We start from the raw sequence: 26,188 nt of genomic DNA, 5'->3' as shown, positions 1-26,188 counted from the left end.
GCGTGGGGCGCCGCCCGGCGCGCGGGGGCGGGGCGGCCCGGCGGCCGCGCCCGGCTCGCGGTCGCACGTTGGCTGGAACGCTGCCACCCCGCCCCGTGCCCACCCCGCCCCTCGTCGTCCCCACCGACCTGTCCGCTGCCGCCGCCGAGGCGCTGCGCTACGCGCTGCGCATGTCGCGGGCGACCGGCGCACCCGTCCACCTCCTCCACGTCGTCGCGTGGCCGGACGCCGGGCGGTTCGAGGCGGACAGCGAGGCGCTGACGGCGGGCGAGGAGGAGGCCGACGAGGCAGCCCGCGCGCAGGCGGCGCTGCGAGCCGTCGTCGCGGAGGCCGGCGCCGAGGGCGAGGTCGTGCTGGCGGTCCGCCACGGCAACGTGCCGGCCGCCGACGTCCTGGGCTACGTCCGGGACGTCGAGGCGGGGCTGGTGGTGATGGGCACGTGCGGCCGGCGGCCCCGGCGCCACGTCCTGGGCTCCGTCGCCGGCGAGGTCGTCCAGACGGCCCCGTGCGACGTGCTCCTCGTGCCCCACCGCGACGAGGCGCCGTTTTCGGCCGCCCCGCCCCGCCGCGTCCTCGCGCCCGTCGACTTTTCGTCGGCGTCGCGGCCGCTGGCCCTCGTCGCCCTCCGCCTCGCCCGCGACCTGGGCGCCGAGGGCGTCGACCTCGTCCACGTCCTGGAGCCGCTCCCGCACCCGCTCCGCTGGCTCGACGAGACCCTCGTCGACGTGGCCCCCACGATCCGCGAGCGGGCCGAGGTCGCCCTCCACGAGCTGGCAGACGACGTCGCCGCCGAGGTGCCGGGCGTGCCCGTGGCCCGCTACATCGAGCGCGGCAAGGCGGCCCGGACGGTCGCGCGCGTGGCCGAGGCGCTGGGCGACGACCTCATCCTGGTCGGCCCCCACGCCGAGCGGCCCGTGTTCGACCGGCTGCTCGGGAGCGTCGCCGAGGGCGTCGCGCGGCGGGCGCGGTGCCCCGTGCTCGTCGCCCGGCGGTCGGCCGCGCCCGGCCCGCTCGACGCGGCCGACGTCGACGGCCGGAGCTACGAGGCCGCCGCCCCGCCCTACGCGTAGAGCCCGCACGTATAGAGCCCGCGTGTGGAGCCCGTCTGTAGGGGCGGCCCCCGCACTCTGGGGCGGGGCGGGCCGCCCCGACCGGCCGCCGCCGTCCGGCAGGGCGGACGGCGACGCGCACCGATCCTCGCTCCAGGCCGATCCGCCTGTGGACCGCCGCCCCGCCTATGCTCCACCTCCGCACTGTCGTCGTCGCCCTCGACCTCTCGCCCGGTTCGGAGGCCGCCCTCGTGCGAGCGTCCGACCTCGCCGAGCGGTCGGGCGCTACGCTCCACCTGCTCCACGCCGACGTCCTGTTCCGGTCGTCGGGCGACGGCGCCCCCGACGCCTCGCCGTCGAGCGCGCTCCGCGTCCGCGTCGAGCGGTTCGCCGCCGACGCCCTGGGGCTGGACGGCCCCGAGGCGCTGGACCGGCTCGGCCCGACGGTCGCCGTGGTCCGCGACGTGACGGCGCCGGCGGCCGTCCTGCGCTACGCGGCCGAGGCCGGCGCCGACCTCCTCGTGGTCGGCACGCACGGGCGGGGCGGGGTGGCTCGGCTCCTGCTGGGGAGCGTGGCCGAGGCCGTCGTGGCGGCGGCGCCGTGCCCGGTCCTGACGGTCCCGTCGCGGGGCGCCGCCCCGCCCCCGTCGCCCGAGGCGCCGGTCGTGGTCGCCGTCGACTTTTCGGAGCGGAGCCGGACGGCGCTCGCCGCCGGCTACGCGCTGGCCGAGCTCTACGGGGCGGCCGTCGAGCTCGTCCACGCGCGCCGCCCCGCCCGCGGCGCCGGGGCGGACTCGGACGCCGAGGTCCGCGAGCGGCTGGCCGACTTTGCCCGCTCGGTCCCCGGCCCGGCCCCGGCGGCGGCCCACGTCGTTCGCGGGGCGCCGTCGCGGGCGGTCCCGGCGCTGGCGGACGAGCGCGGCGCCGGCGCCCTCGTCCTGGGCACGCACGGGCGCACGGGAATCGCCCACGCCGTCATCGGGAGCGTGGCCGAGGCCGCGCTCCGCCGCGCGCGCTGCCCGGTCCTCACGCTCAAGCAGACCGAGCGGCTGGGCGCCGCCCCGCCCCGCCCGACGCTCGCCTCGGACTAGCCCGCCCCGCCCGCCCGCTCCGAGGGCGGGGCGGGCGCTCTTTTCCTCTCTCTCCTCTCCGACCCATGTCGTCCTTCCGGTTCCACGTCCAGACCGTCCTGTTCCCGACCGACGACTCGCCGGCCGCCGAGGCGGCCCGCCCGCTCGCCGAGCGCCTGGCCGAGCGCCACGGGGCCGCGCTCCACGTGCTCCGCGTCCAGATCATCCCGCCGGCCCTCGCGGACCCGTCGGGCACCGACTCCACGGCCGAGGCCGACGGCGTCGTCGAGGCCACGCGCCGCGCGCCCACGGCCGCCGACGCCATCGTCCGCTACGCGGGCGAGGTCGACGCCGACGTCGTGGTGATGGGCTCGCACGGCCGGTCGGGCTGGAACCGGCTGACGCTGGGCTCGACGGCCGAGGACGTGCTCCGCCAGGCCGACTGCCCCGTGCTCACGGTCGGGCCGGAGGCCGACGCCGAGCGGGGCGGCCCGGTCCTGGCCCCGCTCGCCTTCGAGTCGGCCTCGGACCTCGCGCTGGAGACGGCGGTCGCGCTGGCCGAGGAGCGCGGGACGCGCGTCGTGGCGCTCCACGTGGTCGAGCCGGTCCAGGTGCCGGCCCCCTACGGCATGACGTTCGGGGCCGTCGACCTGGCGGCGCTCAACGACCGCGTCACGGGCACGCTCCGCCGCTGGGTCGCGCCCTACGCCGACGGCCCGGTGCCGGTCGACGTCGAGGTCCGCCACGGGATCGCCGCGCACGCCGTCCTCGACGCGGCCGCCGAACTGGGCGCCGGGCTCGTGGTCCAGGCCAGCCACGGCCGCCGCGGGCTGAGCCGGTGGCTGTTGGGGAGCGTGGCCGAGGAGGTCGCCCGCCGCGCGCCGTGCCCGGTCCTCACGCTCCGCATCGGGGGCGCGGGGGGCGCCCGCGCCGAGGCCGCCCCGCCCCTGGCCGTCCCGCGCGCCGACTGGCCCGACCTGTTCGACGCCTTGTCGCGGCGGGCGGCCGGGTCGCCCCACGAGGTCTCGGTCGACGTCGTCTCGCCGGACGCGGCCGGCCCGGTCTTGCAGGCCGTCCCGCTCGTCGGCATCACGTACGACCCGCGCGAGGACGCGATCGACGTGATGGCGGAGGGCGCCGAGCACCGCGTCGCGCGGCCGTTCGCCGTCCGCTCCGAGGCCGGCGCGTGGACGCTCGACGCCGCGCTCGACCCGGAGGCGCCGGGGCCGTGGGCGCTCGACGTGGTCGGCCCCGACGGCACGCGCGAGCGGATCGTGGTCCGGCCCACCGACGCGGCCTGACGGGGCGGGGGAGACCCCGCCTCGGTTCGAGGGCCGCCCCGCCCGGCGCCCGCACGCCCGGGCGGGGCGGTTGGCGTTGAGGGCGGGGCGGACGCCCGGGCGGGGCGGCCGGCGTAGGGGCCGCCCCGCCACGCGAGTTGGGGCGCGGACCACGCGAGGCCGCGGGCGCGGCGCGCGGCGGCGCGGGCCGGTGGCGCCGACGTTGCCGCCCCGCCCGCCGCCGCCCTATGCCCGACCTTGCGCCCGTCGTCCTCGCCTTCGACCTCGCCCCCGAGTCCGAACCCGCCCTCGTCGCCGCCGTCGACCTGGCCGCTCGGGCGGGGGGGACGCTCCACCTCGTCACCGCGCGGCCGCCCGACGCCCCCGACGTGTACCGGGCGCCGAGCGACCCCGAGGCCGCCGTCCGCGCCGTCGTCGAGGTGACGGTCGACCGCGCCCTCGGGGCCGGCGCCTGCGCCGAGATCGCGCCTCACATCGCCGTCGCCCGCGGCTCGGACCCGGCCGCCGAGGTCGTGCGCTACGCGGACGACGTAGGCGCGGGCACGGTCGTCCTGGGGACGAGCGGCCGGCAGGGCGTCCAGCGGTTCCGGCTGGGGAGCGTGGCCGAGACCGTCGTGCGCCGCTCGGCGTGCCCCGCCCTCGTCGTCCCCAACCGGAGCCCCGACCGGACGCCCGGTGCCGAGCGCCCGGTCCTGGTCCCCGTCGACTTTTCCGACCACAGCGCCCGGGCGCTCGCCGTGGCGCGGTCGCTCGCCGACCTCTACGGCGCCGCGATCGAGGTGCTCCACGTCGCTGACGGCTTGGCGCACGCGGACGCCGAGGGCGACCCGCCTTCGTCCGAGGCGCTCCGGGCGTTCGCGCGCGACGCGGGCGCCGGCGACGTGGCCGCGCACCTGGCCGAGGGCGACCCGGCCGCCGAGATCGCCCGCCACGCCGAGGACGCCGGCGCCGTGGTCATGGGCACGCACGGGCGGGGCGGGTTGGCGCGTGCCGTGTTCGGGAGCGTCGCCGAGGCCACGCTCCGCCAGGTCCGGTGCCCCGTCCTCGTCGTCCGCCCCGCCCGCTGACCCGGCTTTGGCCGCCCCGCCCGGTTGGGGAGGAAGAGAGGAGAAGAGGAAGTGCCCTCAGCGGGTGAGCGCCCAAGCCCCGCCCCGCCTCCCGCCGCCCCGCCCAACGCTCGCGCGCCCGGGCGGGGCGGTCGGCGTAGGGGCCGCCCCCACACGACGCGCCGGGCGTGGACGGCGAGCGGGGACGGGAGCCGCCGCCGCCCCGCCACCCCGCCCGCGGTCACCTTGGGCCGTCACCCGTCCCCGCCCCCGATGTCTCAGATCCCGCCCGCGGGACCCGCGTCCTCCGCCGCGCCGGCGGCCCCCTCGACCGCCGAAGCCGACCGTTCGGCCCGGTTCGAGGTGTTCACCTACGACGACCAGATCGTCCGGTGGTTCGTCATCGCGACGTCCATCTGGGGGCTCGTCGGGATGCTCGTCGGCGCGCTCATCGCGCTCCAGCTCCCGTTCCCCGAGGCCAACCTGGGCGAGTACCTCTCGTTCGGGCGGTTGCGGCCGCTGCACACGAACGCGGTCATCTTCGCCTTCGCCGGCAACTCGATCTTCGCGGCCATCTACTACAGCACGCAGCGGCTGTGCAAGGCGCGGATGTTCTCGGACGCCATGAGCCGCATCCACTTCTGGGGGTGGCAGGCCATCATCGTGTCGGCGGCCATCACGCTGCCGATGGGGTTCAACACCTCGAAGGAGTACGCCGAGCTCGAGTGGCCCATCGACATCGCGATCACCGTGATCTGGGTCGTGTTCGCCGTCAACTTTTTCGGGACGCTCTGGCGGCGGCGCGTAAAGCACATGTACGTCGCGCTGTGGTTCTACATCGCGACGATCGTGACGATCGCCGTGCTCCACATCGGGAACTCGCTGGCGCTCCCCGTGGGGATGTTCAAGAGCTACCCCATCTACATGGGGATCCAGGACGCGCTCGTGCAGTGGTGGTACGGCCACAACGCGGTCGCCTTCTTCCTCACGACGCCCTTCCTGGGGCTCATGTACTACTTCCTGCCGAAGGCAGCGGAGCGGCCCGTGTTCTCGTACCGGCTCTCGATCGTCCACTTCTGGTCGCTCGTGTTCATCTACATCTGGGCCGGCCCGCACCACCTCCAGTACACGTCGGTGCCCGAGTGGGCGGCGACGCTGGGGATGGTCTTTAGCGTCATGCTGTGGATGCCGTCGTGGGGCGGCATGATCAACGGCCTGTTCACGCTCCGCGGCGCGTGGTACAAGCTCCGCGACTCGGTCGTGCTCAAGATGTTCGTGGTCGGGATCACGTTCTACGGCATGGCCACGTTCGAGGGGCCGGCGCTGAGCGTGAAGACGGTCAACGCGCTCAGCCACTACACCGACTGGAACATCGCGCACGTCCACTCGGGCGCCCTCGGGTGGAACGGGTTCATGACCTTCGGGATGATCTACTGGCTCGTCCCGCGCCTGTGGCGGACGCCGCTGTGGAGCCAGAAGCTGGCCAACTGGCACTTCTGGATCGGGACCGTCGGCATCCTCCTCTACATCCTGGCCATGTACACGTCGGGGATCACGCAGGGCCTCATGTGGCGGGCCTACGACGACGCCGGCCGCCTGCTCTACCCCGACTTCGTCGAGTCCGTGGTCCAGGTGATCCCGATGTACTGGGTGCGCCTTATCGGTGGGCTGATGTACCTGGGCGGGGTGGTGCTCATGCTGTTCAACCTGTTCATGACCACGCGGCGGGCGCCGGACCAGCTGCCCGACCCGGCCGTGGCCGTCCCGCGCCGCGTGGGCGCCGGCGGCGACGGGCAGGCCGGCGGCACGCCCGCCCTCGCCTAGCCCACCCGCCCGCCCCGCCCTCGTGGGCGGGGTGGAGCCTGTGGCCCGCCGCCCCGCCCCGCCCCCTCCGACATGAAACGCTTTTTCCGGGCCAACGGCGCCCACCGCCGCCTCGAAGGGTGGCCCCTCGTCTTTACCGTGCTCACGACCGTCGCCATCCTCGTGGGGACCGTCGTCGAGTTTGCCCCGCTGTTCCTCGTGGGCGGGGCGGTCGAGCCGCTCGCCACGCTCGAGCCGTACACGCCGCTCGAGCTGGTCGGCCGCGACGTCTACATCGCCGAGGGCTGCAACAACTGCCACAGCCAGCAAATCCGGCCGTTCCAGGACGAGGTCATCCGCTACGGGCCGTACTCGGTCCCCGAGGAGGGCGCCTACGAGACGCCGCACCTGTGGGGCTCGAAGCGGACCGGCCCCGACCTCGCCCGCGTCGGCGGCAAGTACCCCCACCTGTGGCACGTCCGGCACATGGACAACCCGCGGAACACGAGCCCGCGCTCGATCATGCCGCCCTACCCGCACATGCTCACGAAGCGGCTCGACCTCGACGACGTCGCGGGCAACATGCGCGGGCTCCGGCGGCTGGGCGTGCCCTACACCGACGCCGAGATCGAGAACGCCGCGGCCCTCGCCCACGCCCAGGCCGAGGCCATCGCGGCCGAGGTCGAGAGCCAGGGCGGGCCGGAGGGGCTGTCGGACCGCGAGATCATGGCGGTCGTGGCCTACCTCCAGCGCCTGGGCGTCGACCGCGCCCGCGCGCTCGACCCCGACCTCGACCGGGGCGAGACGGAGCTCGAGGCCCACGAGGTCCGCGAGATCGAGCAGACCGTGCTGCCGCCCGAGCGCCGGCCGCCCGTGCTCGAGGACCCCGACCCCATCCCCGACCCCGCCCCCTAGCCGCGCCATGTGGAAAGAGACCGTCCGCGCCTTGCAGACCGGCGCCCTCGCCGAGGTCGCCGTCGTGGCCTTCGTCGTGGCCTTCCTGCTCGTCGTCGTGTACGCGTTCACGCTCTCGAAGCGGACGCGCGAGGAGATCAAGCGCCAGCCGCTCGACGACGCCGCCGAGTTCTACCCCGAGCCCCCGCGCAACGGCACCGCCGAGGAGACCGACCATGCCTGAGCCCACCCCGCCCCCGTCCGACGCCGTCCCCGAGGGGGCCGTCGGAGACAACGCGCTGTCCGAGACCGCGCCCGACCCCGACTCCCCGCTCCGCAAGCCGGGCGCCCCCGAGCTCCCCGAGGGCGTCATCGGCGAGGACGCCGTCGACCGCGTGATCCAGGGCCACACCTACGACGGCATCCGCGAGTACGACAACCCGATGCCCGGGTGGTGGGTCGCGCTGTTCTGGGCCGGCATCGTGTTCGCGCCGATCTACATGCTCGGCGTCCACGTGTTCGACTGGATCAACGACTACGGCGACGACTACGCCCAGGCCGGGGCGCGCCTCGAGGAAGTCCGCGCGGTCTACGCCGCGACTGGCCCCTCGTTCAAGACCGACGCGGGCGCGCTCCGCGAGTACGCCGGCGACGCCCAGATGGCCGAGGCCGGCGCCGCCGACTTTGCCGCCATCTGCGCCGCGTGCCACGGCGACGCGGGCCAGGGCGTCATCGGCCCCAACCTCACCGACGACTACTGGATCCACGGGGCCGACGTCGAGCAGATCTGGACGTCGATCGCCGAGGGCTTCCCGGCCCAGGGGATGCCGCCCATGAAGGACCAACTCGACGAGGAGGCCCGCGCGCAGGTGCTGGCCTACGTGTACGCGCTCCAGGGCACCGACCCGCCCGGCGCGAAGGCGCCGGAGGGCGAGCCGGCAACGGCGACCCTCTAGTGGAGCGCCGCGCGATTGTTGACGGGTTCGCTCGGGTGCCGCGTATCGCGTGTTGCGTGTCCCGGTCATCAGGGCACGCAACACGCGATACGGAATGCGGGCCGCCACCCGTCAGAGACGCCGCGATGCAGCATTAGGAGTGCCACGGGCGGGCCTTCGGGGCGGCGTGCCCGGTGCTGCCTCCGAACCGCCCCGCCCCCGCGCCTCCTCCCGGGCGGGGTGGTCGGCGGCGCGTAGGGGCGCGCCCCACACGGCCGGCCGCGTCCTGCCCACCCCGCCCCGCTCGGTCCGCCGGCGCCCGCGGGGTGGGGCGGGAGAGACCTTTGGGGTCCCCTTTCCACCGCCCGTGTCCTCGTTCATCCCCACCGCCGACGTCGGCATCCTCGACAGCCCGGAGGAGGTCCTCTCCACGCTCCGCAACGACGGCTCGCGGCGCTGGCTCTACCCGGTCCCGTCGAGGGGCCGGTTCTGGCAGCGGCGGCTCGTCGTCGGGTGGGCGCTCATCGTGTTTTTCGTCTCGCTCCCGATCGTTCGGATCGCGGGCAAGCCGGCCGTGCTCCTCGACGTGGCCGCGCGCGAGTTCACGTTCTTCGGGTTCACGTTCTACCCGACCGACACCTTCCTCCTGCTCCTCGTGGGGATCGCGATCCTGGTGTCGGTCGCGCTCGTCACGGCCCTCCTGGGCCGCGTGTGGTGCGGGTGGGCCTGCCCGCAGACCGTCTACCTCGAGTTTTTCTACCGGCCCGTCGAGCGCTTTTTCGAGGGCGCCGAGCACGTCCGCGCGCGGCGCGACGCCGGGCCGTGGACGTTGGACAAGGCGTGGCGGAAGGGGGGCAAGTGGGCCGTCTACGTCGCCGCCTCGGCGCTCCTGGCCCACACCTTCACGGCCTACTTCGTGGGTTGGGACCGGCTGGTCACCTGGATGACCGGCCCGCCGACCGAGCACTGGGGCTACTTCGTGCTCGCCGCGGCCACGACCGGGCTCGTGCTCTTCGACTTCGGGTACTTCCGCGAGCAGATGTGCACGATCACGTGCCCCTACGGCCGGTTCCAGTCGATCCTGCTCGACCCCGACTCGATGATCGTCTCGTACGACCCGAGCCGGGGCGAGCCCCGCGCCAAGCGCGGCAAAAAGGCCATCGCGCAGGAGAAGGCGGGCGAGAAGCCGCCGCTGGGCGACTGCATCGACTGCGGGTCCTGCGTGCGGACGTGCCCGACGGGCATCGACATCCGCGAGGGGCTCCAGATGGAGTGCATCGCGTGCACGCAGTGCATCGACGCGTGCGACTCGATCATGGACGCCGTCGACCTCCCGCGCGGGCTCATCCGGTACACGTCCGAAAACGCCATCGAGGGCAAGCCGACGCGCGTGTTCCGCGCGCGGACGGCGGCCTACGGGCTCCTGCTCGTCGCCGTGGCGACGGTCTTTACGGTCGCCCTCACCACGCGCCGCGCCTACGACGTGGGCGTCGGGCGGGGCGTGGGGCAGCCGTTTATCGAGCTGGCCGACGGCACGGTCGGCAACCAGATCCGCGTCCGCGTCCGCAACCAGACGGCGACGGCGTCGGCGTTCCGCGTCGACCTCCTGACGCCTGAGGGCGGGGCGGTCCGGCTGGGCGCGGCGCAGCCGGTCCCGGTCGAGCCCCAGCAGCAGGTCCGCGCCGAGGGCTTCGTCGTCGTCCCGGGCGCGGCGTTCGAGGGCGCCGCCGAGGTCGCCGCCGTCGTCCGCGTGACGTTCGACGACGGGACCGTCGAGGTCGTCCCGTTCACGCTGCTCGGCCCCAGCCGATGAAGCCCGAGAACCAACACGTCCGCACGCACGGCGCGGCGCGGCCGCGGAACCTGGCCGTCGGGTGCCTGGCCGTCCTCGTGGTCCTGCTCGCGTGCGGGCTGCTCGCGCGGTTCGTCCGCGACGAGGACGCCGACACGACCACCCCGCCCGACCCGCCCGCCGCCGTCGAATCCGTGAGCCGGTCGGTCAGCGAGCCGGTGGATCCGTAGCACGAACGTGCAGACCGACCCTCTCGCCCCGGACCCCTGACGGACCGCCCCGCCCGCCCCGCCATGACTGACCCTGACCGCCGGCCGCCGCTCGTGCCCTCGCACATCGCGTGGCCCGCCTTTATCGTGTTCCTGCTCGCCATCAGCATCACGATGGCCGCCGCGACCTTCGTCGCCGCGCGGTCCGACGGCGGCGTGCGACTGGCCGAACCTCCCGCCGCGACCGCCCCGCCCCGGTGACCGTGCCCGCCCCGCCCCCGTCGGTTCCGGCCGCCCCGCCCGAGGGCGCCGTGTCGCCCGAGGCGCCGTGCGCGCACTGCGGGCTGCCCGTCGGGCGCCGCCCCGCCCGGACGGCCGCGGGCGAGGCGTGCTGCTGCACCGGGTGCGCCACGGTGCGCGACGTGCTCGCGGCGTCGGGCCTGGGCGAGACGTACGACCGGCTCCGCACCGTGGCGCCGTCGGCGCGGCCGGCGGGGCGGCCGCAGGCGCCCGAGGCCCTCGCGCTCGCCGAGCTCGACCGGCCCGAGTTCCTCGACGGCTCGACGCGGCCCGCCGAGGGCGGCCGGGCGGTCGACCTGTTCGTCGACGGCGTCCACTGCGCGGCGTGCGTGTGGCTCGTCGAGCGGCTCCCGTACGAGGTCGACGGCGTGTCGGCGGCGCGGCTGGACCTCCCGCGCGCGCGGCTCTCGCTCACGTTCGACCCCGAGAGCGTGCGCCTGGGCGACGTGGCGCGGTGGCTGGCGCGGTTCGGCTACGCCGTGCGCCCGTCGCGGCCCGAGGCCGGGGAGGCGAGCGCGGCCGAGCGGTCGCTGCTCGTGCGCATGGGCGTGGCGTGGGCGCTGGCCGGCAACATCATGCTCGTCGCGTTCGCGCTCTACAGCGGGCTGGGCGCCGAGCGGGGCGGGCTGGCGACGGCCGCGCGGTGGTTCAGCCTCGCGCTGATGGTCCCCGCAGTCGGCTACGGCGCCGCGCCGTTTTTCCGCCGCGCGTGGGCGTCGGCGCGGGCCGCGTGGCGGGCGCGGTCGGTCCGCCACCTCCACCTCGACACGCCGATCGCGCTCGGGATCGCCGTCGGCGCCGGGCAGAGCGCGTGGGCGACGGTGACGGGGCGGGGCGAGGTCTGGTTCGACTCGGTCGCCGTCCTCATCGCCGCGCTCCTGACGGCGCGGTGGCTCCAGCTCCGCAGCCGGCGCCTGGCCGGCGAGGCGTCCGACCGGCTCCTGGCCCTCGTCCCGCGCGTGGCCCGCCGCGTCGGGCCGGGCGGGGCGGTGGCCGTCGTGGACCTGGACGACGTGCGCCCGGGCGACACGGTCGAGGTCCCGGCCGGCGAGGTCGTCCCGGTCGACGGCGTGGTCGCGGCGGGCGCGAGCCGGCTCGACCGGGCGGCGCTGACGGGCGAGGCCCGGCCGGAGCCGGTGGACGAGGGCGCGCCGGTCGAGGCCGGCACGACGAACCTGACCGCCCCGCTCCGCGTGCGCGCGACGGCCGTCGGCGAGGCGACGCGCGTGGGGCGGCTCCTGGCGTGGGTCGAGCGGGGCGAGGTGCGGCGCGCGCCGGTCGTGCTCTGGGCCGACCGGATCGGGGGCTTTTTCGTGCTGACGGTCCTGGGGCTGGCGGCGCTCACGGCCGGCCTGTGGCTGTGGCTGGAGCCGGCGCAGATGCCGGCGCACCTCGCCGCGCTCCTCGTCGTGACGTGCCCGTGCGCGCTCGGCATGGCGACGCCGCTCGCGCTCGCCGTGGCGTCGGGTCGCGCCGCCCGCGCCGGCATCTTCGTCAAGTCCGACGCCGCCGTGCAGCGGCTGACCGAGGTCGACACGGTCGTCCTCGACAAGACGGGCACGCTCACCGAGGGGCGCATGGAGCTGGCCGAGTGGGAGGGGAGCGGGGCGGCGCTCGACCTCGCGGCGGCGCTCGACGCGCACGCGACGCACCCGGTCGCCGAGGCGATCGTGCGGGCGCGCGGCGTGGGGCCGGAGCCCGTGACGGACATCGAAGCCGTGGCCGGGCAGGGCGTGCGCGGCCGCGTGGGCGGGGCGGCCGTCGCCGTCGGGCGGCCCGACTGGGTCGAGGCGCTCTCCGCCCCGCTCCCGGCGCGGTGGCGCAGGGCGCTCGCGGCGTGGGCCGAGGCCGGCCACACGCCGGTCGCCGTGGCCGTCGACGGCGCGCCGGCCGCCGTGCTCGCCGTGGGCGACCGGCTCCGGGCCGAGGCCGCCGACCTCGTGGCCGGGCTCCAGGCCGAGGGCAAGGCCGTCCACATCCTGTCCGGCGACGACGCGCGGACGGTCGCCGCCGTGGCCGGCCGGCTGGGCGTCGAGAGCGCGCGGGGCGGCGTCTCGCCCGAGGCCAAGCGCGAGGCCGTCGCCGCGCTCCAGGACGCGGGCGGCGTGGTCCTCATGGTGGGCGACGGCGTCAACGACGCCGCCGCGCTCCGCCAGGCCGACGTCGGCGCGGCCGTGGGCGGGGGCACGACGGCCGCGCTCGTGGCCGCCGACCTGTTCCTCACGCGCCGCGGCGTGGCCCCGCTCGTCGACGCGCTGGGCGGGGCGGAGCAGGCCATGCGGACCGTCCGCCGCCTGCTCGCGCTCTCGCTGGGCTACAACGCGGTCGGGGCGGCGGCGGCCGTCGCCGGGCTCGTGACGCCGCTCGTGGCTGCGGCCGCCATGCCGATTTCGTCGCTGGCCGTCGTCGGGCTCGCGCTCCTCCAGCCCTCGTTCGCCGCCCGCCCCGCCCCGGCTGGTGACCGCCCCGCCCCGCCCCGGCCGGACGGCCCATCCCGATTGGCCGCTCCGCCCCGCCCGGCCGCCCTGGCCGACGCCTCACCCCGCCCGTCGTGAACGTCCTCTACGTCCTGGTCCCGCTCGCGCTCGCGCTGGCGCTGGGCGGCGTCGCCGCCTTCCGGTGGGCCGTCCGCGACGGCCAGTTCGACGACGTCGAGACGCCGGCCCTCCGTGTCCTCCTCGACGACGAAGAGGCTCCCACCGACGGAGCCCCATCCCCCCCGACCGATGCCTAAGCCCTCTGCCGCCGCCGCCCCGCCCACGCCCACGGCCCCCGTCGACGGCGACGTCGTCCCGCTCGACGCCGCCGTCCTCCGCTGGACCGCCCCGCCCGGGGCGGCCCCGTTCGACGTGCGCGTGGCGGCGGCCGATGCGCCCGACGACCCGATCGTCGAGCTCGACGAGCTGCCCACGACCGAGATCGAGCTGGCCGACGCGCTCCCGCCCGGCGACGGCGTGTGGTGGGTCCGCCGGACGGGCGGGGCGTGGAGCACGGCGGCTCGGTTCCGCGCCGGCACGGCGGCCGACGTCGAGGCCACGGCTGAGGCCGGGGCCGCCGCCGCCGACAACGAGCGCGATGCGCGCGGGGCGGGGCGGGGCGGCGGGGAGGGCGGGGCTACCGAGGCGCCGCCGGACCCGGTCTGGCCCCACGCGACCGGCGAGGCGCTCGACGGCGCTGCCGACCTGGACTGGGCGACGGTGCCCGGCTTCGGGGCGCCGACGCGGGACGACCTCCCCCCGGCCGACGCCCCGCCCCCGAAGCTGCTCGGCCCGCTCGGCGGGGAGATCGTTGACGCCGTCGTCGTCGCGCTCCGCTGGCGCGACGTGCCCGGCGCCGACTCGTACGAGGTCGAGCTCTCGCCGCACCCCGCGTTCGACCGCGACGTGCTGTCGCTCGACGCCGGCCGCGCGACCGAGATCGCGCTCCCCGGCCTCGTCCCGGCCGCCGGCCGCAAGCTCCTGTGGCGCGTGCGGGCGCGCGTGGGCGGGGCGGCGACGCCGTGGAGCCCGTACGGCCGCTTCTACCCGGCCGGCGAGGACGATGTCGACCAGTTCCAGACCGGCCTCGCGGCCGCGCTCGCCGCGCAGCAGAGGCAGCAGGATCACGCCCGCCAGGTCCGCCAGCGCGAGCTCGACCTCGTCCCGCTCCACGAGCGCCCCGACGCCGTGACCACGACGGCCATGGCCGGGGTGATCACCTGGATGCTCGTCACCGGCCTAGTCATCGGCGTCGTCGCCTTCGTGTTCGTGATGTCGCTGCGGGGCGGGTGATGCGGACCGCCCCGCCCCGCACGGTCTGGGCGGGGTGGAGGGCTTCGGGACGAGATCACGTGCCCTCTCCTGGGACCGTTATTGCAAACCAGTCACTGCGGGGCGATGCCCTACGGCTGGTCGACGCCCTCGACCATGTGGGCGTGGGCGGGGTGGGCGTCTGGCGAGAGCGCGCCCGCGCCGCGCACGATCGTCAGCGCGCCCATCGCGACGACGAGGACGCCGGCCAGCCGTTGCAGCCGGAGCCGACTGGACGGCCGCAGGCGGCGGCTGAGGACGCCCGTCAGAGCGAGCGCCGGCACGGTCGCCAGGCCGAACACCGCCATCGTGGCCGCCCCGCCCCCGGCACTTCCTGCCGAGGCCGCCACGCCCAGCATGCCGTAGACGAGCCCGCAGGGGAGGAGCCCGTTGAGCGCGCCCAGCGCCACGAGCGCGGGCATCGACCCCGACCCCGCGAGCCGGCCGATCGCGGGCGCCAGCCGCGTCGCCACCCCTCGCCCCGGCGCCCGCGCCCCGCCCCACGCGACGCCGCACAGGGCCAGCCCGACGAGCACCATCGCCACGCCGAGCCCGACCGAGAGCACGCCGGAGACGGCGCCCAGCGCGCCCGTCACGATCGCGCCTACGCCGCCCGCGAGGGCGCCGAAGGCGGCGTAGGTCGCCGTCTTGCCCGCGAAGTACGCCGCCTGCCGCACGCCGACCGACGGCCCGCCGCCCACGCTGAGCAGGGCCACGAACCCCCCGCACATGCCGACGCAGTGGGCGCTGCCGAGGAGGCCGGCGAGAAAGGCGGCCGTAAGGTTGAGCATAGTGCTCCGAGGCTACGGCCCGCCGGCCCGCTCGGCTGCGAGGCCGGCGGCGGCCGCGGTGTGGGGGAATCCCGGGCGGGGGGGTCTGGGGGCGGAGCCGGAGACCGCTTTAGCATGCGTTCGCCATGGGGCGGGGTGGGGCCTGCGACCGCCCCGCCCGGGGCGGCGCTAGCTTTGGGCATGGACAGACTCTCCGCCGGCGGGCGCGCCCCGCTCCCCGCCCCGCCCGGACGCCTGTGAACGAGTGGGTCCTCGCCGCGGGCGTCGCCCTCGTCGCCGTCATTTGGGCCGACGCCCTCATAACAGCCCTGTCGCAGCGGGGCGGCGGGCCGATTACCTCGCGCGTGGCCCACGGGCTGTGGCGGCTCTCGCTCGCCGCCATGCCCCCGGGCACGCGCTCGCGCGCCGTCGAGCTCATCGGGCCGACCGTCGTCGCCGCCATCGTGCTGGCGTGGCTCCTCGGGCTGTGGGCGGGGTGGCTCCTCGTGTTCAGCGCCGACCCTAGCGTCGTCGTCGACGCGAACTCGCGGGCGCCCGTCGATCTGGGGACGCGGATCTACTTTGTCGGCTTCGTGCTGTGGACGCTCGGGACCGGCACCTACGTCCCCGTCGGCGACGGGTGGGAAATCTTGACGGCGGCCGCGTCGCTCCAGGGGTTCGCGCTGATCACGCTCGGCGTGACGTACCTGCTCCAGGTGCTCCAGGCCGTCACCGCCGAGCGCCAGCTGGCCGGGGTCGTCGACGACCTCGGCGGGACGCCCGACGGCATCGTCCGCCAAAACTGGTCGGGGAGCGGGTTCGACGCGCTGAGCTCCTACGTCCCCTCGCTCGTCCAGATGATCGAGCACCACGGGCGGCGGCACCAGGCGTACCCCGGGCTCCGCTACTTCCGCAGCGCCGAGCGGCGCGTGGCGCTGGCGCCGTCGCTGGCCGCGCTGAGCGACGCGCTCCTGCTGCTGGAGTCCGGCGTGGCCCCCAACGCCGCGCCGCCGCCGCCGACGCTCCGGCCGCTCCGCCGCGCGCTCGACGGGTTCGTCGCCAGCCTCGACCACACGGCCGTCGAGCCCAGCGCGGCCGACCCGCCGCTCCCGGACCTCGCCGCGCTCGCCCAGTCCGGCGTCCCGACCGCCCCGCCCGCCGCGTTCGCCGCCGGGGCGGGGTGGGCCAGCCACCGTCGGCGCGCGCTCTGGGGGCTCGTCGACGCCTCGGGCTGGCGGTGGGACGACGTGGTGGGCGAGGCCTCCACCCCGCCCTGACCGCCCCGCCCGCAGGGCGGGGGCGGGGCGGAACCCGTCCGCGGGCGGGGTGGGGGAGGTGGAGGCCGCCGACCGCCCCGCCCGCTACAGCACCTCGCGCAGGATCCGCCCCAGCCAGCGCTCGAGCGCCGTGTAGGGCGGGATGAGCTCGTCGATCTGGCTCTGCTCTTCGAGCCACGTCGTTCGCCCGAGCAGGAGGGCGAAGTCGGGGTAGTGGACCATCGCCCACGGGCCGCCCACGACGTGCAGCGTCTCGCCGTCGAGCATCATGCTCCGCGAGTCCTTGTTCATCGACCCCACGAGCGAGAAGAAGACGGCGCTGTCGCGGAGGGCGGGGCGGAGTCGGGCCACGCGCTCGACCATCGGGTACTGCGCCTGCGCCCGTGTCGCCATTGTGCCCCGGACGCTGTCGGCGAGCATCGTGCCCAGCGTGGTCGCCCGGAGCCCCTCGCGGACCGTCTCGACGTCCATCTCGCGGGCGATCTGGCGCGTCACCGCGCCGATGCCCAGGAGCTGCGTCTTCCGGTGGAGCTTGGGGAGCCGCTCGACGACGTCGGTGACGAGCGGCTGGACCGTGACGCCGGCCTCGTCGAGCTCGTCGGGCACGGTCTGCAACAGGTCGTAGACGTCCTGGGGGAACGGGAACTCCTCGCGCAGGAACGCGCCCCGCTCGAACTGCGAGGACGCCTCGCGGAGCAGGCCGGCCAGGTCGTCCACCTCGGACGTCCGCGTGTAGAGGCCGACGCGGAAGTCGCCGCCGGCCGCGGCGAACACGTCCTCCATCTCGTTCTGGATCAGGAGCATCCGCGCGATCAGCGCCCGGCTCCGGGCCATGACCGGGGCCGAGGCCGAGGGCGCGTTCGCGAAGGCCGGCGCGATCACGCGCACGGCGCACCCGCGGAAGGCGGCGCCGACAAGCTGGCCCGACCAGAACGCGCTGAGCCAGAGCGAGTCCGGCACGTAGATCACGCACCCCGCCGGCATGAGGTTGTAGAGCGTGGCCTGCGCGACCGTGGCCTCTTTGGGTGCGTAGCCCACCTCGTTGTGGACGTTGATCGCGCGGGCGTCCGCCCCGCCCGCGTCCAGCTCGGCCACGAGCGCGTCGTAGGTCGGCGGGAAGGGCTCGGCGCGGAGCGGGGGCGGGATCTCGTCGGCGTCGAAGCCCTGCGAGAGCAGCAGCTCGCGCGCCGCCGTCTTGAGCGCGACGAGCGCCGGCCCGGTCGCCACCACGCCGCGGTCCTCCCACGTCGGCGACGCGTACTGCTCGCCCACGCCGGTCCCCACGAACACGCCCCGCCCGCGGCGGGGGTCCCGCTCGGTCACGTCGTAGAAGGCCACCTTCCGGTGGTCGCGCATGAGCTCGTCGGGGAGGAAGTTGGTCCAGTCCGGCCACCACGAGATGAGCTCCGACGAGCGGAAGGAGAAGTCAGCCGGGAACGTGATGTTGAGGTGGACCTTCACCACGTCGCGGATCCAGCCGTCGCCGCCCCGCTCGGCCGCCTCGCGCTGGAGCCTCGCGCTCCCGGCGACCGCCGCGCGGAGCGCGTCCTGCGCCCGCCGCACGCCGTCCTCCATCTCGGGGTGGTCGCCGGGCAGCGAGAACCGCCGGCGGAGCGGGTCCTGGAGCACCTTCAGCCACACCCCGCCCCCCGTCGTCGCGTAGCTCTTGACGTCGAGGAAGAGGAGGAACGTCGGCAGCCGCCCCGTCTCGTCGTAGCGCCGGACGGACTCGGTGAGGGCGTCGAGGTAGCCGGCCGTCGTCACCCGGTAGGCGACGGTGTCGGGCTGGCCGATGGCGTCGTAGCCGGCAAAGTCGTGGACCCAGAGGACGTGGTAGTCCTCGGCGTCGTGGAGCGAGGCCACGAGGTCGCGGTAGAACCACGTGTTGTTGATGGGGAGGGCCAGGTTGCCCGTCGTGAGCGGGCGCCCGACCGTCCGCCCGACGATCTCGTTCAGCTCGTCCTGCGAGTCGTGCGCCTCGGGGCGCATCCCGAGCTGGAGCGGGAGCCACACCTTGCGCCCGTCGTCGTGCCAGCGGTCGAGGAGCCAGGCCCGCGTGGACTCGGCGATGTCGAGGAGGTGGGAGAAGGCGTCCTGCGCCCGCGCCTGGGCGCCGGCGTCGGCCCCCGACGAGTCGGCGAGCCACCGGCCGAAGCGGTCCTGGGCAGCGGGGAAGAGGCCGCGGAGCGAGTCGTTCTCCCTGGGCTGCCCGATCAGGCGGTCGTAGGGGATGAGCACCTCGTCGAGCAGGGCTGCCCGCGCCGCGTCGGCCGCGGCCGCCCCGCCCCGCCCGCCGAGCGCGAGCGCGAAGGCCCGCTCGACGCCAGCGTGGTAGCCGTCCTCGGCCTCGGCGAACGTGGGGAAGGCGCTCTTGGCCGCCCCGCCCCGCTGCGCGAGCGAGTCGCGCCAGTCGACGAGCTGGCGGCGGAAGTCCTCCAGCCCGACGGCCTCGTCGCGGCCGCTGTTGTCGAGAAAGGCCGTGTTGAAGGCCGTGAGCCAGAACGCGCCCTCGGCCGCCTCGCGCAGCGCGGCCTCGACGGCCGGCGCGGGCGGGGTGGGCGGGGCGGCCTCCCGGTCGGCGCGCGGCGCGCGCGGGAGCACGGCCTCCACGTGCCGCGGGCGCGCCTCGCCCAGCCACCGCTGGCCCAGGGGGAGCTTCAGGCCCAGCCGGAAGGAGTGGTCCCGCGTCGGGATCCAGTCGATGCGGAGCGCGCCGCCCTGCCCGAGCGGACCGCTCCGCCGGAGCGGCGGAAGAACCGAAACCACGAGGTCCAACTCCGGGTCGTCGAGCCGGACCTCCCCGCCCACCTGGAGCGCCAGCGACGGCGCCGACCCGAACAGCCGGACGGCCCCGCGCGCCCCGCCCTCGCCGCCGCCCGTCCACCCGACGGACCCTTCGAGGGCGACGCCGACGCCGACGATGGGGTTGATGAGGTCGCGGTAGACGCCGGCTGTGAGCGCGCCGCCGGCGGCGCCGGCCTCGCGGTCCCAGATCGCCCCGCCCACGGCGTAGGGCTTGAACGTGGGCGGGATGCCCATCGACGTGATGGGCTCGGGGGGCGCCGCGGGCTCGGGCAGCGGCGGAGCCTCCAGCGCCGCGGCCAGCACCCCGGCAGGGCGGGGCGGGGCGGCGGCCGAGTCGGGGCCGGCGGCCGGCCCGCCCACGCTCTGGGCGAGGGCGGCGGCGGGGAGCAGGGCGAGAAGGACGAGGGCGCGCATGAGCAGGGAGTCCGGCAAGCCCTGTAGGTACGGCCTCGGCGGGGGCGGCGTCTCCTGGTTTTCTCCACGCGGCTCCACCCCGCCCGGCGGCCCCGCCTGACGTCCCCGCCCCAGCGCCGAAGCCGGCGAAACCGGGACGCCCGCCCCGCCCATGCCCACGCCGCCCGTGGGCGGGGCGGCGATCGGCCGGGGCGATCGGCGTGGTGGAAACAATTCATCGGCGCCCGCCAGCGCGGGCGGCTAGAGGGGCGGGGCGGGGGAGACGACGGCGTCGAGGAACCGGGCCAGCAGCGGCGAGCCGTCGCCGCGCCGCCACACGGCGCCGGTCTGGATCGTGAGCGCGGGCTCGACGAGCCGCGCGAACGCCACGCCGGGGTACCCCGGCTGGACCCGGGCCGCGTGCATCGTCCCCACGCCCACGCCGGCGGCGACGAGCCCGAGCAGGCTCTCGACGTGGCGGACCTCCTGGACGACGCGCGGGACGAAGCCGGCCGCCCCGCACGCTCGGAGGTACTGGTCGTACACCTCGGGGGCCGGGTCCCGCGCCCACGCCACCTGCGGCTCGTCGGACAGCTCGGCCAGCGCGACCGTCTCGCGGCCCGCCAGCCGGTGCCCCTCGGGGAGCACCACGAAGATGGGGGATTCGGCGAGCGCCCGGACCTCGACGCCCCGCTCGTCGACGGGCAGGAGCACGAGGCCGGCGTCGGCCCGGCCCTCGCGGACGGCCTCGACCTGCTCGCGGCTCCCGGCCTCCCAAAAGTGGAGGCCGGCGTCGGGCACGTCGGCCCGGAAGGCGCGGATCGACTCGGCCAGGCCGTCGCGCATGATCGGCGCCTCATAGCCCACGCGGAGCGCGCCGGCCCGCCCCTCGGCCGCCGCGCGGACGGCGGCCTCGGCGCGCGCGGCCTCGTCCAGCACGCGCCGCGCGTGGGGCAGGAGGACGGCGCCGACGGGCGTGAGCGAGACGCGGGGCGACCGCTCGAACAGGCGCGCGCCGACCTCGCCCTCGAACGTCTTGATCTGCTGGCTCAGCGTCGGCTGGGCGACGAACGACCGCGCGGCGGCCCGGCCAAAGTGGAGCTCCTCGGCGACGGCGACGAAGTAGCGGAGGTGGCGGAGCTCCATGCTTCGGGTTGGTTGGGTGCGGTCCTGGGCGGGCTCGGGGATCCGATGCCTGCGCGACGAGCGCCCGTGCCGGCACGAAGAGCGAGGGCGGGGCGGCTCGGGCGGGGCGGAGGCCGGAGCCTGGGGCCGGGGCGAGTCGGCAGGAAGGGTAGGAGGTCGGATGATAGAGGCCGCCTACCCGTCTGATCCAAAGGATCGATACAACCTCTTGGGTAGGCCCGCGTTCGTAGAGGGGCCGCCTGCTCCTCTATCACGTTGTTTCTATGGCTTCGTATTTTGCAAAAGCGTTCCTCCTCGCTCTCCTCGCGCTCGCGCTCGGCGGGTGCGCGACGACGGGTCCGGTGGGCGGGGCGGCGACGGCTGAGCTGACCGGGACCGTCACCTACCTCCCCCGCATCGCGCTGCCGCCCGACGCCGCCGTCGTCGTCCGGCTCCTCGACGTGAGCCGCGCCGACGCGCCGTCGGAGACGCTGGCCGAGGAGACGATCTCCACCGAGGGCGTGTCGGTCCCCGTCCCGTTCACGCTGCGCTACGACGCGGACCGGGTCGACGCCCGCCACCGCTACGTCGTCCGCGCTGAGATCCGCGACGCCCTGGGCGACCTCGCCTGGACGACCGACACCGCGGTCCCCGTGCTCACAAATGGGGCGCCGTCGTTGGGCGTCGAGGTCCGCGTCGTCCAGGTCGCGGGCGAGCCCGGCGGCGACCCTGCGGGCGGGGCGGACGGGCTCCGCGGCCCCGAGTGGCGGCTCGTCGAGCTGCGCGCGTCCGGGGGCGCCACCACCCCGCCCGAGGGCGACGGGTCGTTTACGGTCTCGTTCCTGGAGGACGGCCGCTTCCTCGGCCAGGCCGACTGCAACCAGTACGGCGGCACCTACCGGACCGAGCCCGGCGGCGACCTCGTGCTGTCGGACGCGGCCACGACGCTCGCGGCGTGCGCCCCGCCCTCGTCGTCGCGCGAGTTTTTCGGCGTGCTGGGCGGGGTGGTCGGGTACGACGTAGCGGGCGACCGGCTCACGCTCCGCGCCGCCGACGGCCGCGCGCTCGTGTTCAGGGCGGGCGCCGCGCCGGACCTCGGCGAGATGCCGCCGCAGGAGACCGGCCGCGAAACCGCTTACACGTGCGACAGCGACGACGGCCCGTTCACGTTCCGCATCCGCACCGGCCCGGGCGAGGTCGCGCTCTGGCTGCCCCCGCGCTTCGAGGGCCGCGACGGCGGGACGTACCGCGTGCTCGGGCAGGTCGTCTCCGCCAGCGGCGCCAAGTACCAGGACGGGCCGGTGACGGTCTGGACGAAGGGCGAGGACTACGCGCTGCTCGACGTCGACGGCCAGGAGTTCCTCGACTGCCCGGCCGACCCGGAGCGGGCGGGGCGGCTCCTGCTCCGGGGCACCGGCGACGGCTGGTACTTCGAAGTCGTGGAGGCCGGCGACGGCGCCCGCCTCCGCCTCGTCGGCGCCTTCGAGGATCGGGACGCGACGGCGACGGTCACGCGGTCTGGCGTCCAAACGGTCTACCGCGCCGACGGCCTCGTCGTGACGGCCACCGACGAACCGTGCACCGATGCCGACAGCGGCGACACGACCGGCACCCGCGTCACCGTCGAGCTGGACGGCCGGGCGCACGAGGGCTGCGGGCAGCGGACCGGGTAGCGCCGGGTCCCGCCCCGCCCGTCTCCACCCCGCCCGTGTCCCCACCCCGCCCCGCTTGCACTTCTCCTGCGCCCCCTCCGCGATGACCCCGCCTCTCCGCTGGCCGAGCGCGCTGCTCGCCGCCCTGCTCCTCACCGCTATGAGCCCGCCCGCCGCCGCCCAAGACGCGCCGCTCTCCGCCCGCGAGAGCGACCCCATCGACATGGGGTGGATGCAGGGCTCGCCGCCGCCGCCCGACAAGGTCCTGAGCGCGGCCGACCGGTCGTTCTTCGAGTTCCCGGCGCTCCGGTACAGCGTGGTCCACATGCGCCAGTTCCTGCCGACCGTCAACGTAGGTCGCGGGCTGGGGGACCCGGTCCCGTTCGAGGTCGAGCTCGACGCCGGCATCGACTCGGTCACGTTCGTGCCGTGGGACGCCAGCGAGCCGATGACGTGGGAGGAGTCGCTGTGGGCGAACTACACCGATGGCATCCTGGTCCTGCACCGCGGCCGGATCGTCTACGAGCGCTACTTCGGCGCCCTCACGCCCGACGGCAAGCACGCGGCCATGTCGGTCACCAAGTCGCTCACCGGCCTGCTGGCGGCGGCGCTGGCCGCCGAGGGGACGCTGGACCCCGACAAGCCCGTAACCGACTATGTCCCCGAGCTCGCCGGCTCGGCCTTCGGCGACGTCACCGTCCGCCAGGTCATGGACATGACGACGAACCTGGACTACAGCGAGGACTACGCGGACCCCGACGCCGAGATCTGGGAGTACGCCGAGGCCACGGACCCGTCCGCCGCGCCGAGCGACGGCCCGGTCGGCACGCTGGCGTACCTCCAAACGATCCAGGCCGCCGGCCCGCCCGGCGAGGCGTTCACCTACCAGACGCCCAACGCCGACGCGCTGGGGTGGATCGTGGCGCGCGCCTCGGGCCAGCCGCTGAACGAGCTGCTCTCGGACCGGATCTGGAGCCGGATCGGCATGGAGCAGTCGGGCTACTACCAGGTCGACGCCGTGGGCACGCCGGCGGCGGGCGGCGGGTTTAGCGGCGGGCTCCGCGACATGGGCCGGTTGGGCGAGCTCGTCCGCAACGAGGGCGTGTGGCGGGGCGAGCAGGTCCTGCCGCGCCTGGCGATCTCCGACATCCAGCGGGGCGGGAGCGTCGAGGACTTTGCCCGGTCCGACCACCCCGCCCTCGACGGGTGGTCGTACCGCGACTTGTGGTGGATCACGAACAACGCGAACGGCGCGTTCGCCGCCCGCGGCGTGCACGGGCAGACGATCTACATCGACCCGACGGCCGAGATGGTCATCGTCCGGTTCGCGTCGCACCCCGTCGCCGCGAACGCCGCCAACGACCCCACGTCGCTCCCGGCCTACCAGGCCGTCGCCGACTACCTCATGGCCCACGATTCCCGCTAGACATGACTCCGACTCCACTCTTCGACCTCTCCGGCAAGACCGCCATCGTCACCGGCGGCGCCAACGGCATCGGCCTCGCCTCTGCCCAGATGCTCGCCCACTACGGCGCCGCCGTCGTCGTCGCCGACCTCGACCTGGCGGACGCCCGAGCCGCCTCCGACGAGATCCGGTCCGCCGGGGGCCGCGCGCTGGCCGTCGACTGCGACGTGACCGACGACGCCGACCGCCAGCGCCTCGTCGAGCGGGCCGTCGCCGAGTTCGGCGGCGTCCACGTCCTCGTCAACAACGCCGGCGGGGGCGGGGCGGGGCGGGAGAGCCCGGACGACATCACGGTCGAGCAGTTCGCGTCGGTCTTCAGGCTCAACGTGTTCAGCGCGTGGCGGCTCTCGCAGCTGTGCGCGCCCCACATGCGGGAGGCCGGCTATGGCTCGATCGTCAACATCACGTCGATGGCCTCGGTCAACCGGAGCCCGGCGATCAGCGCCTACGCCTCGTCGAAGGCGGCCCTCAACCACATGACGGCCAACCTCGCGTTCGACTACGGCCCCGAGATTCGGGTCAACGCCGTCGGCCCGGGCGCGGTGCGGACGGGTGCGCTGGAATCCGTCCTCACGCCCGAGGTCGAGGCCAAGATGCTGGAGCACACGCCGCTGGAGCGGCTGGGCGAGCCGGACGACATCGCGGCGGCCGTCCTCTACTTTGCCGCCCCGGCCTCGTCGTGGACGAGCGGGCAGACGCTGTTCGTCAACGGCGGCGGCGTGCAGACGCTGGACTGAGCCCCTTCGGGGGGTACGGGGTACACGGTACCGGGTACGGCTGTGGGTGGGCGTGCTCCGCGCCCTCCTGAACTGTGCTCCGATGGCCGGGCCGCCCGCGGAGATCGACGTCAGATGCCCACCCCGCCCACGCAGAGGGGTGTGGGCGGGGTGGGGAAGGGAGCCGCCCCGCCCGCGTCCGCCCCGCCCTCGTGGTGCGGCCTCGGACCAAACGCCGGGGCGGGGTGGGGGAGGGGCGGGACGATCCGCCCCGCCCTTTGCGCGGCCTTCCGCGTCTCTCCTCCGGTTCTGGGCCGGGCGCGCCGTACCTCGGGGCGGGGTGGCGCGTTGAGTCGCCGCCCTGCCCTGTCTCCTCCGCCGTTCTCGATGCCCTTTCGCCTCTCTCTCCTCGTCGCCCTGTTCGCCCTCGCCCCCGTGGTGTCGGCCCAAACGGCTGTTCAGGACCTCGGCATCTCGTCGCACGTGCTCGACATCGCCCGCGGCGTCGGCGGCGGCGGGGTCCCCGTCACGCTCGACGTTCAGACCGACGACGGCTGGGCGCTCCTCGGCCGCGCCGTCTCCCAGGACAACGGCCGCGTCGAGTCGTTCACGGCCGACGACTCGGCGCCGCGCGTGAGCGGGACCGAGACGTACCGGCTCACGTTCGACCTGAGCGACTACTGGGACGACGAGATGGCCGACGACGACGGCCCGAGCCTGCCGTTCTTCCCCGAGGTCGTCGTCGTCTTCCGCACCGACGACCCGACGGCGCACACGCACGTGCCCGTCCTCGTGAGCCCGTTCGGCTACAGCACGTACCGCGGGAACTGACCCCGCCCCGCCCGGACGTGACCATGACCCCCACCGCCGCCTGGGCGACGCTTGTCGTCGCGGGCCTGTTCGAGACCGGCTGGGCCGTCGGGCTCGCGTACACCGAGGGCTTTACGCGCCTGTGGCCGAGTCTGGCGACCGCGGCCTCGATGGCGGTCAGCGTGTTCCTGCTGTCGCGGGCGCTCCAGGTGCTCCCCGTGGGGACCGGCTACGCCGTGTGGACCGGGATCGGGACCGTCGGGACGGCGCTGCTCGGCCTCGTCCTGTTCGACGAGCCGCGCACGGCGGCCCGGTTCGCCTGCATCGGCCTCATCGTGGCCGGCATCGTCGGGCTCAAGCTCGTGACGCCCTCGTAACCCACCCTGACTCGTGACGCTGTTTTCCGCCGCGCTCCTGCTGTTCCTGGTGATGGACCCGTTCGGGAACGTCCCCGTGTTCCTCGCGGTCGTCGCGCCGGTGGCGCCCGAGCGGCGGCGGCGCGTGATCGCGCGCGAGCTGCTGATCGCGCTCGCGTTCCTCCTCGTGTTCCTGTTCGCCGGGGGGAGCCTGCTCGCGGCCGTCGGCATCTCCGAGGCCACGCTGACCGTCGCGGGCGGGGTGATCCTGTTCCTCATCGCGCTGCGGATGCTGTTCCCCCCGCCCGGCGGCATCTTCCCGGCCGACACCGAAGAGGGCGGCGACGAGCCGTTCCTCGTGCCGCTCGCCGTCCCGCTCGTGGCCGGGCCGTCGGCGCTGGCGGCCGTCCTGTTCATCATGAACAGCGACCCGGAGCGGTGGCCCGAGTGGCTGGCGGCCGTCGTGCTGGCGTGGGCGGCGTCGGGGGCCGTGCTCCTGCTCTCGACCGACCTCGTGCGCGTCCTCAAGCGGCGCGGGCTGATCGCCATCGAGCGGCTCATGGGGATGGTGCTCACGGCGGTCGCGACCAAGCTCATCCTGACCGGCCTCGCCGACTTTTTCGGCCTCTAGA

24 protein-coding genes are annotated in these 26,188 nt (G+C 75.6%); 21 read left to right on the top strand and 3 right to left on the bottom strand.

All coding sequences use genetic code 11. The features are described 5' to 3' along the window. Nucleotides 1–95: 95 nt before the first annotated feature. From RQM47_RS12180 to RQM47_RS12115, 14 genes are all read left to right on the top strand, one after another. On the top strand, nucleotides 96–1,070 hold the full coding sequence (locus tag RQM47_RS12180) for a universal stress protein (RefSeq protein ID WP_311662185.1): 975 nt from the start codon (nucleotides 96–98) through the stop codon (nucleotides 1,068–1,070). Nucleotides 1,071–1,237: 167 nt separating this feature from the next. Further along, entirely contained in the window at nucleotides 1,238–2,140 is a 903-nt protein-coding gene (locus RQM47_RS12175; RefSeq protein ID WP_314009180.1) for a universal stress protein, read from the top strand. Between the two features lie 65 nt (nucleotides 2,141–2,205). Beyond that, entirely contained in the window at nucleotides 2,206–3,420 is a 1,215-nt protein-coding gene (locus tag RQM47_RS12170) for a universal stress protein (protein WP_314009179.1), read from the top strand. Nucleotides 3,421–3,647: 227 nt separating this feature from the next. After that, nucleotides 3,648–4,487 carry a universal stress protein gene (locus RQM47_RS12165; protein ID WP_311662182.1) on the top strand — a complete coding sequence of 280 codons (840 nt, stop codon included), beginning with the start codon at nucleotides 3,648–3,650 and terminating at the stop codon, nucleotides 4,485–4,487. 252 nt (nucleotides 4,488–4,739) lie between these two features. After that, the gene (gene ccoN, locus RQM47_RS12160; RefSeq protein ID WP_311662181.1) at nucleotides 4,740–6,290 is read left to right on the top strand and encodes a cytochrome-c oxidase, cbb3-type subunit I; all 1,551 of its coding nucleotides are present in this window, start codon (nucleotides 4,740–4,742) and stop codon (nucleotides 6,288–6,290) included. Nucleotides 6,291–6,362: 72 nt separating this feature from the next. Beyond that, nucleotides 6,363–7,184 (top strand): cytochrome-c oxidase, cbb3-type subunit II, encoded by an 822-nt coding sequence (gene ccoO, locus RQM47_RS12155; RefSeq protein WP_311662180.1) that lies wholly within the window; start codon nucleotides 6,363–6,365, stop codon nucleotides 7,182–7,184. 7 nt (nucleotides 7,185–7,191) lie between these two features. After that, the gene (locus tag RQM47_RS12150) at nucleotides 7,192–7,407 is read left to right on the top strand and encodes a hypothetical protein (protein WP_311662179.1); all 216 of its coding nucleotides are present in this window, start codon (nucleotides 7,192–7,194) and stop codon (nucleotides 7,405–7,407) included. Further along, complete coding sequence (locus tag RQM47_RS12145) at nucleotides 7,400–8,119, top strand: cbb3-type cytochrome c oxidase N-terminal domain-containing protein (RefSeq protein WP_314009178.1); 720 nt, start codon at nucleotides 7,400–7,402, stop codon at nucleotides 8,117–8,119. Before RQM47_RS12150 ends, RQM47_RS12145 begins: the two co-directional genes overlap by 8 nt. Before the next feature lie 346 nt (nucleotides 8,120–8,465). Beyond that, complete coding sequence (gene ccoG / locus RQM47_RS12140; RefSeq protein WP_314009177.1) at nucleotides 8,466–9,911, top strand: cytochrome c oxidase accessory protein CcoG; 1,446 nt, start codon at nucleotides 8,466–8,468, stop codon at nucleotides 9,909–9,911. Beyond that, the gene (locus tag RQM47_RS12135; protein ID WP_314009176.1) at nucleotides 9,908–10,120 is read left to right on the top strand and encodes a hypothetical protein; all 213 of its coding nucleotides are present in this window, start codon (nucleotides 9,908–9,910) and stop codon (nucleotides 10,118–10,120) included. Before ccoG ends, RQM47_RS12135 begins: the two co-directional genes overlap by 4 nt. A 63-nt stretch (nucleotides 10,121–10,183) precedes the next feature. Then, nucleotides 10,184–10,360: a hypothetical protein gene (locus tag RQM47_RS12130; protein ID WP_311662175.1), complete on the top strand. Its 177-nt coding sequence runs from the start codon at nucleotides 10,184–10,186 to the stop codon at nucleotides 10,358–10,360. 2 nt (nucleotides 10,361–10,362) lie between these two features. Then, nucleotides 10,363–12,954 carry a heavy metal translocating P-type ATPase gene (locus tag RQM47_RS12125; RefSeq protein WP_314009175.1) on the top strand — a complete coding sequence of 864 codons (2,592 nt, stop codon included), beginning with the start codon at nucleotides 10,363–10,365 and terminating at the stop codon, nucleotides 12,952–12,954. After that, on the top strand, nucleotides 12,951–13,133 hold the full coding sequence (gene ccoS / locus RQM47_RS12120) for a cbb3-type cytochrome oxidase assembly protein CcoS (RefSeq protein ID WP_314009174.1): 183 nt from the start codon (nucleotides 12,951–12,953) through the stop codon (nucleotides 13,131–13,133). The genes RQM47_RS12125 and ccoS overlap by 4 nt, the downstream gene beginning before the upstream one ends. Further along, nucleotides 13,126–14,169, top strand: coding sequence for a hypothetical protein (locus RQM47_RS12115; RefSeq protein ID WP_314009173.1), 1,044 nt, complete (start codon nucleotides 13,126–13,128; stop codon nucleotides 14,167–14,169). The genes ccoS and RQM47_RS12115 overlap by 8 nt, the downstream gene beginning before the upstream one ends. A gap of 110 nt (nucleotides 14,170–14,279) precedes the next feature. Here the strand turns inward: RQM47_RS12115 and RQM47_RS12110 are convergent, their stop codons facing one another. After that, on the bottom strand, nucleotides 14,280–14,978 hold the full coding sequence (locus RQM47_RS12110) for a sulfite exporter TauE/SafE family protein (RefSeq protein ID WP_314009172.1): 699 nt from the start codon (nucleotides 14,976–14,978) through the stop codon (nucleotides 14,280–14,282). Between the two features lie 236 nt (nucleotides 14,979–15,214). Between RQM47_RS12110 and RQM47_RS12105 the strand changes: the two genes are divergently transcribed. Beyond that, a complete protein-coding gene (locus tag RQM47_RS12105) occupies nucleotides 15,215–16,234 on the top strand; it encodes a hypothetical protein (protein WP_314009171.1) in 1,020 nt (339 codons plus the stop codon). Nucleotides 16,235–16,318: 84 nt separating this feature from the next. Here the strand turns inward: RQM47_RS12105 and RQM47_RS12100 are convergent, their stop codons facing one another. Both RQM47_RS12100 and RQM47_RS12095 read right to left on the bottom strand, forming a co-directional pair. Beyond that, nucleotides 16,319–19,453, bottom strand: a complete 3,135-nt coding sequence (locus tag RQM47_RS12100) for a hypothetical protein (protein WP_314009170.1) — start codon at nucleotides 19,451–19,453, stop codon at nucleotides 16,319–16,321. 240 nt (nucleotides 19,454–19,693) lie between these two features. After that, on the bottom strand, nucleotides 19,694–20,578 hold the full coding sequence (locus RQM47_RS12095; RefSeq protein ID WP_314009169.1) for a LysR family transcriptional regulator: 885 nt from the start codon (nucleotides 20,576–20,578) through the stop codon (nucleotides 19,694–19,696). A 263-nt stretch (nucleotides 20,579–20,841) separates the two neighbouring features. Here RQM47_RS12095 and RQM47_RS12090 point away from each other — a divergent pair, with 263 nt between their 5' ends. The 6 genes from RQM47_RS12090 (at nucleotide 20,842) to RQM47_RS12065 (ending at nucleotide 26,187) form a co-directional block, all read left to right on the top strand. Next, nucleotides 20,842–22,230: a YbaY family lipoprotein gene (locus tag RQM47_RS12090; protein ID WP_314009167.1), complete on the top strand. Its 1,389-nt coding sequence runs from the start codon at nucleotides 20,842–20,844 to the stop codon at nucleotides 22,228–22,230. An 82-nt stretch (nucleotides 22,231–22,312) separates the two neighbouring features. After that, entirely contained in the window at nucleotides 22,313–23,635 is a 1,323-nt protein-coding gene (locus RQM47_RS12085; protein ID WP_314009165.1) for a serine hydrolase, read from the top strand. 2 nt (nucleotides 23,636–23,637) lie between these two features. Then, nucleotides 23,638–24,411, top strand: a complete 774-nt coding sequence (locus RQM47_RS12080) for a glucose 1-dehydrogenase (RefSeq protein WP_314009163.1) — start codon at nucleotides 23,638–23,640, stop codon at nucleotides 24,409–24,411. Nucleotides 24,412–24,777: 366 nt separating this feature from the next. Further along, on the top strand, nucleotides 24,778–25,221 hold the full coding sequence (gene uraH, locus RQM47_RS12075) for a hydroxyisourate hydrolase (RefSeq protein WP_314009161.1): 444 nt from the start codon (nucleotides 24,778–24,780) through the stop codon (nucleotides 25,219–25,221). A 23-nt stretch (nucleotides 25,222–25,244) separates the two neighbouring features. Beyond that, nucleotides 25,245–25,577, top strand: coding sequence for a multidrug efflux SMR transporter (locus tag RQM47_RS12070; RefSeq protein ID WP_311662163.1), 333 nt, complete (start codon nucleotides 25,245–25,247; stop codon nucleotides 25,575–25,577). Between the two features lie 13 nt (nucleotides 25,578–25,590). Further along, the gene (locus RQM47_RS12065) at nucleotides 25,591–26,187 is read left to right on the top strand and encodes a MarC family protein (RefSeq protein WP_314009160.1); all 597 of its coding nucleotides are present in this window, start codon (nucleotides 25,591–25,593) and stop codon (nucleotides 26,185–26,187) included. Nucleotide 26,188 lies beyond the last annotated feature (1 nt).

This window comes from Rubrivirga sp. S365 (assembly GCF_032248475.1).
In the GTDB taxonomy this organism is placed as follows: Bacteria; Bacteroidota; Rhodothermia; order Rhodothermales; family Rubricoccaceae; genus Rubrivirga; species Rubrivirga litoralis.
Note: the sequence above shows the minus strand (reverse complement) of the source record. Positions and strands in the feature narration are given on the sequence as shown.